The sequence below is a fragment of the Microtetraspora malaysiensis genome (assembly GCF_001528665.1).
Classification (GTDB): Bacteria; Actinomycetota; Actinomycetes; order Streptosporangiales; family Streptosporangiaceae; genus Microtetraspora_A; species Microtetraspora_A malaysiensis.
The window spans coordinates 348,110-363,921 of the sequence record NZ_BBYJ01000006.1; the positions used below are offsets into that span (position 1 = coordinate 348,110).

General features: G+C 72.7%; 12 protein-coding genes. 10 read left to right on the forward strand and 2 right to left on the reverse strand.

Going from position 1 to position 15,812, the window contains the following annotated elements:
• Positions 1–24: 24 nt before the first annotated feature.
• The gene (locus tag AWQ71_RS07025) at positions 25–1,251 is read right to left on the reverse strand and encodes a DUF58 domain-containing protein (protein WP_067128451.1); all 1,227 of its coding nucleotides are present in this window, start codon (positions 1,249–1,251) and stop codon (positions 25–27) included.
• A gap of 58 nt (positions 1,252–1,309) precedes the next feature.
• The gene (locus AWQ71_RS07030; RefSeq protein ID WP_387408815.1) at positions 1,310–2,320 is read right to left on the reverse strand and encodes an AAA family ATPase; all 1,011 of its coding nucleotides are present in this window, start codon (positions 2,318–2,320) and stop codon (positions 1,310–1,312) included.
• A gap of 444 nt (positions 2,321–2,764) precedes the next feature.
• Between AWQ71_RS07030 and mraZ the strand changes: the two genes are divergently transcribed.
• The 10 genes from mraZ to murG all read left to right on the forward strand — a co-directional run bounded on the left by mraZ (position 2,765) and on the right by murG (position 15,787).
• Positions 2,765–3,196, forward strand: a complete 432-nt coding sequence (gene mraZ / locus AWQ71_RS07035) for a division/cell wall cluster transcriptional repressor MraZ (protein WP_067128454.1) — start codon at positions 2,765–2,767, stop codon at positions 3,194–3,196.
• 264 nt (positions 3,197–3,460) lie between these two features.
• Complete coding sequence (gene rsmH, locus AWQ71_RS07040) at positions 3,461–4,426, forward strand: 16S rRNA (cytosine(1402)-N(4))-methyltransferase RsmH (RefSeq protein WP_067128456.1); 966 nt, start codon at positions 3,461–3,463, stop codon at positions 4,424–4,426.
• Positions 4,423–5,451 carry a cell division protein FtsL gene (ftsL, locus tag AWQ71_RS07045; protein WP_157570220.1) on the forward strand — a complete coding sequence of 343 codons (1,029 nt, stop codon included), beginning with the start codon at positions 4,423–4,425 and terminating at the stop codon, positions 5,449–5,451. Before rsmH ends, ftsL begins: the two co-directional genes overlap by 4 nt.
• Positions 5,452–6,128: 677 nt before the next feature.
• A complete protein-coding gene (locus tag AWQ71_RS07050) occupies positions 6,129–7,859 on the forward strand; it encodes a peptidoglycan D,D-transpeptidase FtsI family protein (RefSeq protein ID WP_245658147.1) in 1,731 nt (576 codons plus the stop codon).
• A 40-nt stretch (positions 7,860–7,899) separates the two neighbouring features.
• Positions 7,900–9,471 carry a UDP-N-acetylmuramoyl-L-alanyl-D-glutamate--2,6-diaminopimelate ligase gene (locus tag AWQ71_RS07055; protein ID WP_067128460.1) on the forward strand — a complete coding sequence of 524 codons (1,572 nt, stop codon included), beginning with the start codon at positions 7,900–7,902 and terminating at the stop codon, positions 9,469–9,471.
• 48 nt (positions 9,472–9,519) lie between these two features.
• Complete coding sequence (locus tag AWQ71_RS07060) at positions 9,520–10,887, forward strand: UDP-N-acetylmuramoyl-tripeptide--D-alanyl-D-alanine ligase (protein ID WP_067128463.1); 1,368 nt, start codon at positions 9,520–9,522, stop codon at positions 10,885–10,887.
• Positions 10,884–11,957 carry a phospho-N-acetylmuramoyl-pentapeptide-transferase gene (gene mraY, locus AWQ71_RS07065; protein ID WP_067128464.1) on the forward strand — a complete coding sequence of 358 codons (1,074 nt, stop codon included), beginning with the start codon at positions 10,884–10,886 and terminating at the stop codon, positions 11,955–11,957. Before AWQ71_RS07060 ends, mraY begins: the two co-directional genes overlap by 4 nt.
• Entirely contained in the window at positions 11,939–13,348 is a 1,410-nt protein-coding gene (murD, locus tag AWQ71_RS07070; protein ID WP_067128465.1) for a UDP-N-acetylmuramoyl-L-alanine--D-glutamate ligase, read from the forward strand. The genes mraY and murD overlap by 19 nt, the downstream gene beginning before the upstream one ends.
• A gap of 81 nt (positions 13,349–13,429) precedes the next feature.
• On the forward strand, positions 13,430–14,671 hold the full coding sequence (ftsW, locus tag AWQ71_RS07075; protein ID WP_245658168.1) for a putative lipid II flippase FtsW: 1,242 nt from the start codon (positions 13,430–13,432) through the stop codon (positions 14,669–14,671).
• 36 nt (positions 14,672–14,707) lie between these two features.
• The gene (gene murG / locus AWQ71_RS07080) at positions 14,708–15,787 is read left to right on the forward strand and encodes an undecaprenyldiphospho-muramoylpentapeptide beta-N-acetylglucosaminyltransferase (RefSeq protein ID WP_067128470.1); all 1,080 of its coding nucleotides are present in this window, start codon (positions 14,708–14,710) and stop codon (positions 15,785–15,787) included.
• Positions 15,788–15,812 lie beyond the last annotated feature (25 nt).

Genomic DNA, 15,812 nt, shown 5'->3' on the forward strand with positions numbered 1-15,812 from the left:
GATCACCGTGAACCCGTCCCGTCGTCACGCCGCGCTCCTCTTGTACGCCGCCTCCGGCCAGATGTCGGCGAGGGACGTCCCGGAGGGAAGCCGCAGCACCCGCCATCCGGCCCGCAAGAGCACGGACTGCGCCACCTCGAACGACTCGTCCGGCGCCGAATCCCAGGTCGTGACGTCGAGCATGACCGCGACCCCCGTCACGCCGCTGTGCCGCAGCCGGGCCAGCGCCTGGGCCTCCCCGGCGTCGAGCGCCCCGAGGACCGCCACGATCAGCCCCTCCCCGCTGCCCTGGCGCAGCGCCCCGACCCCGTGCTCCAGCGAGCGGGCCGAGCTCTGCCGTACGACGGAGAGGGTGTCGAGCAGTGACCACGCCAGGCCGCCGTCGGCGAGGCGCTCCGGGCCCTGGTCGGTGACCAGGCGCAGGCCGAGACCCTCGTGCGCCAGGTGTACGCCGATCGACGCCGCGGCCGAGACCGCCACCTCGAACGACGAGCGCGGGCCGTCGCCCCGGTGGGCGTGCCTGCGGGTGTCCAGCAGGAGCGCGCCCCTGCTCTGCCACTGCTGCTCCTCGCGCCGCACCATCAGCTCGCCCCGGCGGGCGGTGGACCTCCAGTGCACCCGCCGCAGGTCGTCCCCCAGGCGGTACTCGCGCGGGGCCACGTCGTCGTCGCCCGCCGCCGCCACCGACCGTGAACGGCTGTCGCCCCCGCCGCTCCACTCGCCGGAAAGGCGCACGTGGGGGAGGGCCACCACCTGGGGCACCACCACCAGGGTGTCCGTGATGGTGAACGACCGGTTGAGCTCGACCATCCCGAACGGGTCGGCGATCCGGACCGACAGCGGGCCGATGGGATAGCGGCCGCGCAGGTCGGAGTGGACCTTGTAGTCCACCTCGCGGATGCCGCGCGCCTCCACCCGGTCCAGGACGAACCGGGGCCGCGTTCCCAGGGCGTACTGCAGGTTGTCCTCGACGAGCAGCAGGCCGGTGGGGAGGCGGGTCACGTTCTCCAGCCTCAGGGTGACCGTGCTGCCGGCGCCCGCCTCGACGCGGGCGGGGTCCAGGCGCCGGGCACAGGTCAGCCGGTAGCGGGTCCGCGCCACCACCATCGCGGAAATCAACGGCATCGCGACGACCAGCACCGCGATCCGCAGCAGGTCCTGCTCGCCGAGGATGAGGGCGCACAGCAGCGCCGCCGCGCCCGACGCGAGAAACGACCTGCCGCGCGAGGTCAGCGCCTTGAGCCCCGTCATCGAATCTCCTTGCACTCTCCTGGGGCGCCGCGGCCCTGGCCGCGGCGCGGGGAGGACGTCAGTTCGTGTCCGGAACGGGGACGCGGCGCACCAGATCGGCCACCACCTGCTCCGGCTGGCGGCGCTGCCCCTGCGCCTCCAGGCTGGGCAGCAGCCGGTGCGCGAGCACCGGCACCGCCAGCTCCTGCAGGTCGTCCGGGATCACGTAGTCGCGGCCGGCCAGCGCGGCGTGCGCCCTGGCCCCACGCAGCAGCTGGAGCGTCGCGCGCGGCGAGGCGCCCAGGCGCAGGTCCGGCGACCGCCTGGTCGCGGTCACCATGTCCACGGCGTACCTCTTCACCGCCTGGGAGACGTAGACCGCGCGGACCGCCTGGATGAGCGCGCGCACCTCGGCGGTCGTCGCCACGGGCTCCAGCTTGCCGAGGGGCTGGGACGCCCCGTGCACGTCGAGCATCTCCAGCTCGGCCGTCGGCTCGGGGTAGCCCATCGCGATCTTCGCGGTGAAGCGGTCCCGCTGCGCCTCCGGAAGCGGATAGGTGCCCTCCATCTCGATCGGGTTCTGGGTCGCGATCACCATGAAGGGCGACTCGAGCTCGTACGTGACACCGTCGACGGTGACCTGGTGCTCCTCCATGCACTCCAGGAGCGCGGACTGCGTCTTGGGGGAGGCGCGGTTGATCTCGTCGCCGACGACGATGTTGGCGAAGACGGGGCCCGGCTTGAACTCGAACTCCCGGGTCTGCTGGTTGTAGGCGCTGACACCGGTGATGTCGCTCGGCAGCAGGTCCGGGGTGAACTGGACACGCCGGACGGGGCAGTCGATGGACCGGGCCAATGCCTTGGCCAACATCGTCTTCCCGACACCCGGCACGTCCTCGATGAGGAGGTGGCCCTCCGCCAGAAGAACGGTGAGGGTGAGGCGGACCGCGTCCGCCTTGCCCTCGATCACCGATTCGATCGACCGGCGGATCCGATGCGCGGTGTCGACCAGGTCTTCCAGCCGGTTTCCGGCGTCGGGGGCGACGTCGCTCGTTAGTGCCACCTGGCCTCCATGAGGATGCGCCCGCATGAATGGGGCGTTTGACGTTCCTTATCCATTCTGTGCACCGACCTTATGACGCCTCAGGTTCCTGGGCGACTTTGTCCGGAAATCCGGGTGAACTGCCCATAGTGTTATGAGCTCGTTTCTCGTTGACGTCGCGCGGTCGTCCGAATCCCGTGACATAACTCGCTCCACTTTCCTCCATCCCGGCTCCGAGGGGCGCCGGAAACCCCGGCGGGGCCGGGGCTGCCACCCCGTGGAGGCGGGTTCCGACACGCCCGCACCGGGGTTGCGGGGCTCCGGGGCGCCCCACTCCGCACCACCTCAATTGACCTGCGGAAATGCGAACGAAATAGCCCGCGACGAGGGCCGGAATCGGTTGACGGTGGGGAGAAGTGGAGTATGGTGGTGCGCAGTGGAGGGCAGGGGCGAAAGCGCTGAGCGCTCCGCAAGGCACGGGAGGTGGAGCCGATGTTCCTCGGCACCCACCAGCCGCGTCTGGACGACAAAGGACGGCTGTTCCTGCCGGCGAAGTATCGCGAGGAGCTGGCGGAGGGTCTTGTGATCACCAAGGGCCAGGAGCGCTGCCTCTACGTCTTCCCCGTAGAGGAGTTCCAGCGCATCACCGAGGCTCTGCGCACCGCGCCGGTGACCGCCAAGGCGGTCCGGGACTACAGCCGGGTCTTCTTCGCGAGCGCGTCCGATGAGACGCCGGACAAGCAAGGACGGATCACGATTCCCCCGAGCCTGCGGCAATACGCGGGTCTGGAACGTGACTGCGCCGTCATTGGAGCCAACACCCGCCTGGAAATCTGGGGCGCCGCGGCCTGGGAGGCCTATCTGGCGGATCAGGAACAGGCGTTCTCCGACCTTTCCGAGGAGGTGTTGCCCGGAGTTCTGTAATTCGTGACATCGGATCTCGCGTCGGCGAGATCAGGAAAGACCCGTCGGTGACGTTCGGCGAGGTCTCCACCCGCTCCCAGCGGCACCTGATGCACCTTCCCCGGTGTCAGGTTCCGCGGCCGGCGACGCGGATGGGGACCTGGCCGGGCGGGTCGCCTCCCCGCACGGGAGCGGTCCTTTGGGTGGGGGATCCATAAGAAGATCACCGGCGGCAGCCGCATATCCGCGAGCTTTGCAGCGGCAGCATTTTGGGGGTTTACAGCGTTGTCGGAGTTCTCCGAGCCGTCGTCCGGTCACGTTCCGGTCATGCTCGATCGCGTACTGGATCTTCTCGCCCCGGCGTTGTCCGGGCCGGATCCGGTGGTCGTCGACGCCAACCTCGGCCTGGGCGGGCACGCTCAGGCGCTGCTCGCCGCCCACCCCTCCCTCCATCTCGTCGGCATCGACCGCGACCCGACCGCCATCGAGCGGTCCACCGCGCGCCTGGCGCCGTACGCCGGGCGCACCACGATCGTGCGCGCGGTCTCCGACGAGCTGACCGACGTCCTGGACCACATCGGGCGGCCAAGGGTCAACGGCGTGCTGTTCGACCTCGGCGTCTCCTCGCCCCAGCTCGATGAGGCGGAGCGCGGCTTCGCGTACTCCTACGACGCGCCCCTCGACATGAGGATGGACCCGGACCAGGAGCTCACCGCGGAACTGGTCGTCAACACGTACTCCGCCGCGGAGCTGACCCGCATCCTGCGCGACTACGGCGAGGAACGCTTCGCCGCGCGCGTGGCCAGCCTGATCGTCAAGGAACGGTCCAAGCAGCCCATCGCCTCCACCAAGCAGCTCGCCGACCTGGTCAGGTCGGCGATCCCCGCCGCGACCCGGCGGACGGGGGGCAACCCCGCGAAGAGGACTTTCCAGGCCTTGCGCATCGAGGTGAACGAGGAGCTCACCGCTCTGGAGCGGGCGCTGCCCGCCGCCCTCGACGCGCTCGCGCTCGGCGGGCGCGTGGTCGTGCTCGCCTATCACTCCTTGGAGGACCGGCTCACCAAGCAGGTCCTCGTGGCGCGAACCAGGGATACCAGCCCCCCCGGGCTCCCGGTCCCGCTCGAGGCTCACCAGCCCCGGTTCCGCCTTCTGACGAGGGGAGCGGAGCTCCCGGACGAAGACGAGGTGGCCCGCAATCCGCGGGCGGCGTCGGCCCGGTTGCGGGCGGCAGAGAGGATCCGCGAGGGATGAGGACTGAGCAGGAGAGCCGGCAGGCGGCGCGACGCGTTCCCGCGAGGGGGCGCGCGGCGGTGCCCACCGCCGGCCGCGCCCAGAACGGACGCGACGGACGGCAGGTCCGCGGGGGTGAGGACGCGGACCCGCCCGCGCGCGGCGCTCGCGTCCCCTCCGAGCGGCGCGTCCCCCCGGCCGAGCCGCCGGTGCGGCGCGGCGTCCGGGGCGCGACCGCCGATCCCGCGAAGAACCCCGGCGGGTCCAGGAGCGCGACGGTGCCGAAGAGCCGGACCGCGACCTCCGTTGCCTCAACGACGTCGGCCGCCGCCTCGCGGAGCGTGAGCACGCCGAAGGGCAGGAGCGGCGCGAGCGGCCGCCCGGTGGCGAAGAACGCGCCGACGACGGGCGCCGCCGCGAAGGGCACGGCGGCGAAGGGAACCGCGGCGAAGAGCACGGCGGTCAAGGGCACGGCGGTCAAGGGCACGGCGGTGAAAGGCACGGCGGCGAAGGCGACGGCGGTGCGGTCGGGCGCGACCACCGCCCGCCAGGCCCCCGCCCGACCGGCCCCGGCCCGCCCCACTCCGGCCCGTCCGGCCCCCGTGCGCGAGGCGCCCGAGGCGGGCGCGACCACCACGGCCGAGCCCGTCGCCCTCAGGCGGCCCCGGCGTGTGGCGCGGTCCGCCGCGTCGGCGACCGGCGCCGCGGCCGCGAGGAGCGGCAGGCGGCCGCCGCGCGCGCCGTTCGTGCTGCTCGTCGTCGGGTTGCTCTGCGGCGGCCTGGTCAGCCTGCTGCTGCTGAACACCGTGCTCGCGCAGGACTCGTTCGAGCTGAGCGACCTGCGTTCGGGCACCGAGCGGCTGCGCCAGCAGGCGGACGAGCTCGACAACCAGGTCCGCACGCTGACCCAGCCGGGCGCGCTCGACGAGCAGGCCCGCGGCGGCTCCAAGCTGGACACCGACCAGACGGCCCCTCCGCGCTTCATCTCCGCCGAGCACGAGTCCGGCGCGCGTACCGGCGGTGAGACGGAGGGCGCGGGCCGGTGAGGGAGGGCGGCGGCCGGAACCCGGGGCCCGGCCGCGGCGGCCCGGGCGGACGCGGCGGTCAGGGACCGGGCGGCGGTTCCGGCGGGCGTGGAGGCCAGGGCCCCGGGAGCAGTTCGGGCGGACGCGCCCAGGGACCGGGCGGCGGCTCGGGCCGGCGCGGTCCGCAGAACCCCGGGGGCGGCAGGCCCGCCTCCGGCTCGGGAAGATCATCATCGGGCTCGGGACGGCCCGCCTCCGGCTCGGGGAGGCCGGTTCCCGGCGCGGGGAAGCCCGCGTCCGGCTCCTCCGGTTCTTCCGGCAGATCGTCGTCAGGCTCCGGACGGCCGGCCCCCGGTTCGGGCGGCAAGCCCGCGTCCGGCTCAGGACGGCCCGCCGCCGTCCCGGGGAAACCGGCGACCGGCTCCGGCCGTCCGCCGTCGGGCTCCGGGCGGCCCGCGTCCGGCGCCGGAGTCCGTTCCGGTTCCGGCGACGGCCGCACCGGCGGCTCCCCGAAGGCCCCCCGTCCGGGCGGGCCGCGCCGCACGGGCGAGGACCCGGCCAGGGCGCGGCGGCCCGGTGAGTCGCGCCCCGGAGGGCCGCGTGCCCCGAGGGGGGACGACCGGGACGAGACCGTACGATCGCGCGGCCTGCGCGGCTCCGGCCAGCCGCCCGGGAACCCGCCGCCGCGGCCGCCCGCCGTGCTGCGCCTGGGCAACCCCGGGCGGCGGCTGCACGCCGGGCTGATCGCGATGGCGTTCGTGCTGTCGCTGTTCGCGGGGCGCCTCGTCCAGCTCCAGGGGCTCGACTCGAAGGTGCTCCAGGCCAAGGCGGAACGGCAGCGGGTCCAGCCGGAGACCCTCCCCGCCAGACGCGGCTCCATCACGGACGTGAACGGCCACGAGCTGGCCCTCACGAAGGACGCGGCAGAGATCTACGTCGACCCCTACGAGGTGGACCCCAAGAAGCGGGAACAGGTGAGCAGCACGCTCGCGAGCGAGCTGAACCTGCCCAAGGAGAAGGTGGACGCCGCGCTCGCGAAGACGCAGCAGCGGTACATCCCCCTCAACCGGGACGTCGACCCGCTGCGCGCCAAGAAGATCATGGAGATGAGGTTCAAGGGCGTCGGCTCCAAGCCGACCTACCGCCGCATGTACCCCGGCGGCAGGCTCGCCGGAGGGCTGCTCGGCTTCGTCGGCTACGACGGGCACGGACTCGAGGGCCTGGAGCGCACGTACGACAAGCTCCTCGCGGGGCAGGACGGCCAGCAGAGCATCGAGATCGGCCGCGGTGGCGAGCGCATCCCGATGACGCGCAGCACGCGCAAGGAGCCGGTGGCGGGCCAGGACGTGCGGCTGACCATCGAGCGGGACATCCAGTGGGCGGCCGAGCAGGCGATCGACCGCCAGGTCCAGGCCAGCAAGGCGGCCAGCGGCAGCGTGATCGTGATGGACATCAAGACCGGCCAGATCCTCGCCATGGCGAACTCGCCGGGCGTGGACCTGAACCACTGGAGCACCGTCGCCGCCGAGGACCGGGGCAACCGCGCCGCCTCCGAGGTCTTCGAACCCGGCAGCACCAACAAGGTGATCACCGCCGCCGCGGCGATCGAGCACGCCGGGGTGACGCCGAACACGGTCTTCCGGGTGCCCGATCAGATCCAGTGCGCGGACCGCGTGCTCAAGGACGCCCACACGCATCCGCCGGAGAAGCTCACCTTCACCGGGGTCATCGCCGAGTCCAGCAACGTCGGCACGATCATGGCCGCGCGCAAGCTCAGCAACCAGCGGCTCTACGACACCATCCGGGCGTTCGGGTTCGGCTCCGTCAGCGGCTCGGGCCTTCCCGGCGAGGAAGCCGGCCTGCTGCCCGACTGGCGCACCTGGTCCGGCAGCCAGCGCTGCACGGTCGCGTACGGCCAGGGCGTCTCGGTCACCGCGCTGCAGATGGCGAGCGTCTACCAGACGATCGCCAACGGCGGCGTACGCGTGACGCCGTCGCTGGTGGCGGGCACCACCGACGGCCACGGACGGCTGGCCCCGGCTCCCACCCCGAAGCAGACGCGCGTGATCAGCGAGACGACCGCCAAGCAGATCTCCGGAATGCTCGAAGCCGCCGTCGGCAACGACGGCACGGGAACGGAGGCGGCGATCCCCGGATATCGTGTGGCGGGAAAGACCGGAACCGCCATGCGGTACGACCAGAAGTGCGGCGGGTACTGCGGTTATACGGCCACGTTCGTCGGCTTCACCCCGGCGGACGCGCCGCGCCTCATGGCGCTGGCCGTCATCCAGGATCCGAAGAAGGGTCATTACGGCGGGGCGGTGGCCGCGCCGGTGTTCAGGGAGGTCATGAGTTTCGCCTTGAAGACCAGGAAGATCCCACCGACCGGAACGAAGGCGCCCAAGGCCGTCCTTCGCGCCGGAGAGTGACGGAGGGAGGTACGCTCTCGCCGTGCGTCCCCCGTTCTCCATGCGTCCTGAGGCCGTCCCGGCCCGTCCGTTGTCCGGTCTGACGGCCCTCCTCGGCACGCCCTCAGTGGTGCCCGCGCCGGGCGCCAAGGCGCCGCGCGGCGCCGTCACCGGCATCGGCATCGACTCCCGCCGCATCCGCCGTGGCGATCTGTACGTGGCCCTGCCGGGCAACAACGCCCACGGCGCCACCTTCTCCCGCCAGGCCATGGCGGCGGGCGCGGTGGCGATCCTCACCGACGAGGAGGGGCGTGCCGCGGCCGCGGAGACCGGACTGCCGGTGCTCGTCGTGCCCAACCCGCGCGCGGTGCTCGGCCAGGTCTCCTCCTGGGTGTACGGCCGGCCCGTCCGCGATCTCACGGTCATCGGCGTGACGGGCACCAGCGGCAAGTCGACCTCGACCTTCCTGTTGGAGGCGGGCCTGCGGGCCGCCGGGCACCGCACCGGCCTGGTCGGCGGCGTGGAGATCCGCGCGGGCGACCTGCGGTTCACCCCGGAGCTCACCACCCCCGAGGCCAGCGACCTGCACGGGCTGTTCGGGCTGATGCGCGAGCAGGGCGTGACCGCCGCCGCGATGGAGGTCTCCAGCCACGCCCTCGCCCTCGGCCGTGTCGACGGGGTCTTCTACGACGTCGCGATCTTCACGAACCTGTCCCAGGACCACCTGGACTTCCACAGCGACCTGGAGGACTACTTCTCCGCCAAGGTGAAGCTGTTCACCCCCGAGCTGTCCCGCGTCGGCGTGGTCAACATCGACGACCCGTACGGCCGCGAGCTCCTGGGCCGGGCCAAAGTGCCGACGACGACGTTCTCCGCCAAGGGCGCCCCGGAGGCCGACTGGCGGGCCGAGGACGTGCGCCTGGGCGCCGACGGCAGCGCCTTCCGCGTGGTCGGTCCCGGGGGAGTCGAGGCCGACGTCTCGGTGGCCCTGCCCGGCCCGTTCAACGTGGACAACTCCCTCGGCGTGATCGTCGCGCTCGTCGAGGCCGGCGTCGGCCTCCAGGCGGCGGTCGACGGGATCTCCGCGTTCGCCGGGGTTCCCGGTCGGATGGAGCGGGTGCCGGGTGCGGTCGGCTTCCAGGCGATCGTGGACTACGCTCACAAGCCCGGTGCCGTAGAGTCGGTCTTCGGCTCGCTGCGCGAGGTGACCCAGGGTCGCCTCGTCGTCGTGCTGGGCTGCGGCGGCGACCGCGACCGCGGCAAGCGCCCGATCATGGGAGAGGCGGCCGCGCGGCTGGCCGACGTCGCGATTCTCACCAGCGACAACCCCAGGAGCGAGGATCCGCTCGCGATCCTGGCCGCGATGATGGAGGGAGCGCTCAGGGTGCCCAAGGGCGAACGAGCGCACGTGATCGTGGAGCCCGACCGGGCCGCCGCGATCGAACTCGCGATCGCGGGCGCTGCGCCGGGAGACGTCGTGGTCGTGGCCGGCAAGGGCCACGAGCAGGGGCAGTACGTCGAGGGACGGGTCATCCCCTTCGACGATCGCGAGGTGGTCGCCCAGGCCATCTCCAGAAGAGGAGGCCGAGCCGGGCACGAGGCGGGGCGGGACGCTCCGCCGCACCGTGCGTGAGGCGCGGCCGAACCGACCGATCAACGTGATAGAGAGCAGGAAAGACGCATGATCCCGTTGCCGTTGGCCCGGGTCGCCGAGGTCACCTCGGGTGCGCTCACCGGCATGGCCGACGCTCGCGCCGTGATCCGCGGCCCCGTCGTGATCGACTCGCGGGCCGTCGAGCCGGGATCGCTGTTCGTCGCGATCAAGGGAGAGCGCGCGGACGGCCACGATTTCGCCGCCCGCGCGTGCGCGGACGGGGCGGTCGCCGTCCTCGCGTCCCGGCCCGTCGAGGCGCCGGCCGTGATCGTGGAGGACGTTCAGGCCGCCCTGGCCGCGCTGGCGAACGCCGTGGCGTCCGAGCTTCCCGACACGACCGTCGTCGGGGTGACCGGTTCGTCCGGCAAGACCACGACCAAGGACCTGCTGGCCAGGCTCGCCGCCCGGATGGGCCCCACCGTGGCTCCCGTCGGCTCGTACAACAATGAGATCGGCCACCCGCTGACCGTGCTGCGGGCGGACGAGGCGACGCGCTTCCTGATCCTGGAGCTGAGCGCGCGCAACATCGGCCACATCGCCGACCTGGCCCGGATCGCGCCGCCGCGGATCGGCGTCGTGCTGAACGTCGGCACCGCCCACCTCGGCGTGTTCGGCGGCAAGGAGGCGATCGCGCGGGCCAAGGGCGAGCTGCCGGAGGCGCTGCCGGAGGACGGCGTGGCCGTGCTCAACGCCGACGACCCCCTGGTCGCCGCCATGGCCTCCCGCACCCGCGCTCGGGTGACCTTCTTCGGGCGTTCCGTCGACGCCCAGGTGCGGGCCGAGGACGTGACGCTCGACGCCCGGGGCCGCGCGTCCTTCACGCTGCGCACGCCCTCCGGCGCCGCCCCCGTATCGCTGCGCCTGTACGGCGCGCACGCGGTGGAGAACGCGCTGGCCGCGGCAGCGGCGGCGTACGAGCTGGGGCTCCCTGTCGGCACGATCGCCGAGGAGCTGTCGGAGGCCGAGCCGCGCAGTCGCTGGCGCATGGAGGTCACCGAGCGGGCCGACGGCGTCACCGTCGTCAACGACGCCTACAACGCCAACCCCGACTCGATGCGGGCGGCGTTCGGCAGCCTCGCCGTGATCGGCGAGGGGCGGCGCAAGTTCGCGGTGATCGCCGCGCTGCGCGAGCTGGGCGAGGAAAGCGTGGCGCTGAACGAGCAGCTCGGGCGGCTCGCCGCGGGCGCCGGGCTGGAGGGGTTGATCGTCGTCGGGGAGGACGCCGGGCCGGTCCTGGCGGGAGCGCCGGGCGCGCTGTACGTGCCCGACGTGGAGACGGCCGCCGCCGAGCTGTCGGCGCGGCTCGCCCCCGGAGACGTGGTGCTGGTGAAGGGGCCACGGGCGGAGGCGCTGGAACGGGTCGCCGAGGCCCTGCTCGGAGGTGACGACCGATGAGGAACATCCTCATCGCCGCCGTGGTGTCGCTGCTGCTGTCCATGGCCGGCACCCCGCTGGCCATCCGGCTCTTCTCCCGGCGCGGCATCGGCCAGAACATCCGCGAGGAAGGCCCGTCGGGGCACTACGACAAGCGGGGCACCCCCACCATGGGTGGCACCGTGATCGTGATCGCCGCGCTGATCGGGTACTTCAGCGCGCACCTGATGACGTTCTTCTCCGCGACGACGGAACCGCCGACGGTGTCGGCCCTGCTGGTGCTGTTCCTGATGACCGGCCTCGGCCTCGTCGGGTTCCTGGACGACTTCATCAAGATCTACAAGCAGCGCAGCCTGGGCCTGCGCAGCGGCGCCAAGGCGCTCGGCCAGCTCGTCGTCGGCGCGGTCTTCGCAGTGCTCTGCGTGCAGTTCCCCAACGCGTACGACATCACCCCGGCGGAGACGCGGCTGTCGTTCCTGCGGGACTTCGGGCCCTCCATCGGGCTGGTGGGGTTCACGATCTGGGTGCTGTTCATCATCGTGGGCTTCTCGAACGCGGTGAACCTGACCGACGGCCTGGACGGGCTGGCCAGCGGCGCGACCGGCGTCGTGCTCGCGTCGTACGTGCTGATCGGCAACTGGCAGCTCCGCAACAGCTGCACCGCGGCGCTGGGGCCCAACTGCTACGTCGTCCGCGACCCGCTCGACCTCGCGGTGGTCGCCGCCGCCGTGCTCGGCGCGCTGGTCGGCTTCCTGTGGTGGAACGCGCCGCCCGCCAAGATCTTCATGGGTGACACGGGGTCGCTCGCGCTGGGCGGCGTCATCGCCGGCCTGGCGTTCACCACCCGCACCCAGCTCCTGCTGGTCATCCTCGCCGGCCTGCCGGTGGTCATCACCGCGTCGGTCATGATCCAGGTCGGCTTCTTCAAGATGACCGGGAAACGGGTGTTCCGGATGGCCCCGCTCCAGCACCACTTCGAGCTGAAGGGCTGGGCTGAGACCACCATCGTGGTGCGGTTCTGGCTGATCGCCGCGCTCTGCGCCGCCTCCGCGCTCGGCCTCTTCTACCTCGAATGGATGCCCAAGCAGTGAGCGTGGTCGTGGTCGCCGGGCTGGGTGTCTCCGGCGCCGCCGCCGCCCGCGGCCTGGCCGCCGCGGGGGAGCGGGTCGTCGTCCTGGAGGCGAACCCGGGTGAGCGCCAGCGGGCCGCGGCGGCCGAGCTGGCCCCCCTCGGCGTCGAGGTGCGGTTCGGCGAGCCGATCCTCCCCGACGAGGCCTCGCTCCTGGTCACCTCGCCGGGGTGGCGCCCCAGCCACCCGCTGCTGGCCGCCGCCGTACGGTCCGGCGTCGAGGTGATCGGCGAGGTCGAGCTGGCGTGGCGGCTGCGGGCCGCGGACGGCTCCGCCGCCCCGTGGCTCGCCCTGACCGGCACCAACGGCAAGACCACGGCCGTGCGGATGCTGACCTCGATCCTGGTTGAGGCCGGGCACCGCGCCGTCGCCGTCGGCAACGTCGGCGTCCCGATCGCGGCGGCCGTGCGCGAGCCGTACGACGTGCTGGCGGTCGAGCTGTCCAGCTTCCAGCTCCACTGGTCGTCGAGCCTGGCGCCGCGGGCCGCCGCGCTGCTCAACGTCGCCCCCGACCACATCGACTGGCACGGCTCCCTGGAGGAGTACGCCGCCGCCAAGGCGCGGATCTTCGAGAAGGCGGACGTGGTCGTCTACAACGCCGACGACGACTGGTGCGCGCGGCTGGCCGGGCCGTACCTTCCCGGTGAGGCGGGCGCCGGGGACGTCCGGACCGTCGGGTTCACGCTCGGCACGCCGCGCCCCGGGCAGCTCGGCCTCGTCGAGGAGCTGCTGGTCGACCGGGCTTTCGTGACCGACCCCGTGCGCGAGGCGGAGGAGCTCGCCGACCTCGGCGACATCACGCCGTTCGCCCCGCACAACGTCGCCAACGCGCTCGCCGCCGCCGCGCTCGCCCGCGCGTACGGCGTGCCCGCCGACGCCGTACGGCGGGGCCTGCGCGCCTTCGCCCCGGACCCGCACCGGATCCAGCACGTCGCCACAGTGGACGGCGTCGACTACGTGGACGATTCCAAGGCCACGAACCCGCACGCCGCGGCGGCGTCGCTCGCCGCCTACCGGTCGGTGGTATGGATCGCCGGCGGCCAGTTGAAAGGCGCGGACGTCGACGACCTGGTCCGCGGGGCGGCGCCCCGGCTCAGGGGAGCGGTCCTGCTCGGCCAGGACCGCGCGCGGATCCGGGAGGCTCTGGCGCGACACGCCGCGAATGTTCCGGTCGTTGACGTTCCGGGGCAAGACACTGGAGTCATGGACCGCGTCGTCGGGGAGGCCCGGCGGCTCGCCTCACCCGGGGACACCGTGCTGCTCGCGCCCGCCGGGGCGTCGCTGGACATGTGGCCGGGGTACGGCGCGCGCGGGGACGCCTTCGCGCGGGCGGTCCACCGGCTTTCCGGCTAGGCAGTCACGCCGGGGGATTCGAGGACGAAAGCACATATGACGAGTGAGGCGGCGGCGGAGAAGCCCGCGAACGCGCACGACATGCTCCGATGGCGGGCCAGGCTTCGGGAGCTCCTCGGGCGGCCGCTCGTCTCGTACTACCTGGTCCTCGGCTGCAGCGCGCTGCTGCTCGCGCTCGGGCTGATGATGGTCCTGTCGGCGTCCAGCATCGAGTCGATGCAGATCAGTGGGGGGCGTTCGCCGTTCTCCCTGTTCCTGCGGCAGATCGGCGCGGCCGCCATCGGCCTGCCGATCATGTACGCCTGCTCGCGGCTGCCCCGCCGCTTCTTCCAGCTCGCGGGCTATCCGCTGCTGGCGATCTCGATCATCGGCCTGGTCATGGTGATCTTCATCGGCGCCAGCGAGCTGGGCGCGCAGCGGTGGATCTACATCGGCGGCTTCACCCTCCAGCCCTCGGAGCCGGCCAAGCTCGCGCTCGTCCTCTGGGGCGCCGACATGCTGGCGCGCAAGGCGCGGGGCGGCCTGATCGAGTGGCGGCACCTGCTGGTCCCGCTCATGCCGGGCGTCGCCATCCTGGCCGTCCTGGTCCTGCTGGGCCGCGACCTCGGCACGACGATCGTGCTCATGCTGATCTTCCTGACCCTGCTGTGGGTGGTCGGAGCTCCGGTGAAGCTGTTCGGCGGGGTCCTCGCGCTGCTCGCGCTCGCCACGGCTTTCATGATCATGGTGGAGCCGTACCGGATGGCCCGGCTCACCGGGTTCCTGCATGCGTGGGACAACCCGCAGACCTCGGGCTTCCAGGCGGTCCAAGGACAGATCGCGATGGGCACCGGCGGCTGGTTCGGCCTCGGCCTGGGCAGCAGCCGGGCGAAGTGGGACTGGGTGCCGCACGCGGAGAGCGACTTCATCTTCTCCATCCTGGGCGAGGAGCTCGGCCTGATGGGCACCCTCGTGGTGGTCGCGCTGTTCGGCCTGCTCGGCTACGCCGGGCTGCGGATCGCCTCCCGGGTCAGCGACCCGTTCATCCGGCTGGCCGCCGCCGCGGCGGTCGCGTGGATCGCCGGCCAGGCGATCGTCAACATCGGCGCGGTGATCGGCGTGCTGCCCGTCACCGGCATCCCGCTGCCGCTCGTGTCCTACGGCGGATCGGCCCTGTTGCCGACCCTCGCCGCGCTCGGCATGTTGTTGTCGTTCGCCAAGCAGGAGCCGGGAGCCGCCGAAGCCCTCGCCGCCCGTGGACCGGGACCGGCCGCTCGGGCTTTAAGCTGGCTTGGCCTGGGTCGTCCGGCGGCGAGAGCGAGATCTCGCCGCGCGGGCCGATGACCCGGCGCTCGATCCGACCCGAGGGCAGGGAGTGACATGAGGGTGGTCCTCGCCGGCGGAGGCACGGCCGGCCATATCGAGCCGGCGCTCGCGCTGGCCGACGCGCTTCGCCGACTGGACCCGGCGATCGGAATCACCTGCCTCGGCACGGAGAAGGGCCTGGAGACCCGCCTGGTGCCCGCCCGAGGGTACGAGCTCGCGCTGATCCCCGCAGTCCCGCTGCCGCGCGCGCTCACGCCGCAGCTGCTGACCGTGCCCGGCCGGCTCGCCGGGGCGATCAACGCGGCGGCCGGCGTCCTGGACCGCGTCCAGGCGGACGTCCTGGTGGGCTTCGGCGGGTACGTGGCCACGCCGGGCTACCTCGCGGCGCGCCGGCGCAGTGTCCCGATCGTCATCCACGAGGCCAACCCGCGGCCGGGGCTCGCCAACCGCCTCGGCGCCCGGATGACCGACCACGTGTTCACCGGCCACCCCGAGACCGCGCTGCCGGGCGCCCAGTGCGTCGGCATCCCGCTGCGGCGCGAGGTCGTGACGGTGGACCGCTTCTCCCTCGGGGACAAGGCCAGGTCCTACTTCGGCCTGGAGTCCGACCGCACCACCCTGCTGGTCTTCGGCGGCTCCCAGGGAGCCCGCTCGGTCAACCAGGCGGCGTTGGAGGCGTCCCCCGTGCTGCGGGCGGCGGGCATCCAGGTGCTCCACGTGATCGGCCCCAAGAACACGGTCGAGATGGAGCCGCCGCCCGGCGACCCGCAGTACGTGATCCTCCCGTACGTGGACCGGATGGACCTCGCCTACGCCGCGGCCGACCTCGTGCTGTGCCGCAGCGGCGCGATGACCTGCGCCGAGCTGACCGCGGTCGGGCTGCCCGCGGCGTACGTCCCGCTGCCGCACGGCAACGGCGAGCAGCGGCTCAACGCGCAGCCCATCGTCCAGGCGGGCGGCGGCATCATGGTCGACGACGCGGACCTGTCGGCGGAGTGGATCGTCCGGATGCTGCTGCCGATCCTGCAGGACCCGGAGCGTGTCGCGATGATGTCCGAGGCCGCGTTCCGGATGGGCCGCAAGGACGCCGACGACATCCTGGCCCGCAAGGTCCTGGAGATCGCCTACCGATGAGAAAGAAGACGGTGCGAGGAGTGGG

Excerpts from the sequence above, each read along its gene's own strand:
- AWQ71_RS07025 (WP_067128451.1), bottom strand. The coding sequence starts at position 1,251 with ATGACGGGGCTCAAGGCGCTGACCTCGCGCGGCAGGTCGTTTCTCGCG.
- AWQ71_RS07030 (WP_387408815.1), bottom strand. The coding sequence starts at position 2,320 with ATGCGGGCGCATCCTCATGGAGGCCAGGTGGCACTAACGAGCGACGTC.
- mraZ (WP_067128454.1), top strand. The coding sequence starts at position 2,765 with ATGTTCCTCGGCACCCACCAGCCGCGTCTGGACGACAAAGGACGGCTG.
- ftsL (WP_157570220.1), top strand. The coding sequence starts at position 4,423 with ATGAGGACTGAGCAGGAGAGCCGGCAGGCGGCGCGACGCGTTCCCGCG.
- AWQ71_RS07055 (WP_067128460.1), top strand. The coding sequence starts at position 7,900 with ATGCGTCCTGAGGCCGTCCCGGCCCGTCCGTTGTCCGGTCTGACGGCC.
- AWQ71_RS07060 (WP_067128463.1), top strand. The coding sequence starts at position 9,520 with ATGATCCCGTTGCCGTTGGCCCGGGTCGCCGAGGTCACCTCGGGTGCG.
- mraY (WP_067128464.1), top strand. The coding sequence starts at position 10,884 with ATGAGGAACATCCTCATCGCCGCCGTGGTGTCGCTGCTGCTGTCCATG.
- murD (WP_067128465.1), top strand. The coding sequence starts at position 11,939 with ATGGATGCCCAAGCAGTGAGCGTGGTCGTGGTCGCCGGGCTGGGTGTC.
- ftsW (WP_245658168.1), top strand. The coding sequence starts at position 13,430 with ATGCTCCGATGGCGGGCCAGGCTTCGGGAGCTCCTCGGGCGGCCGCTC.
- murG (WP_067128470.1), top strand. The coding sequence starts at position 14,708 with ATGAGGGTGGTCCTCGCCGGCGGAGGCACGGCCGGCCATATCGAGCCG.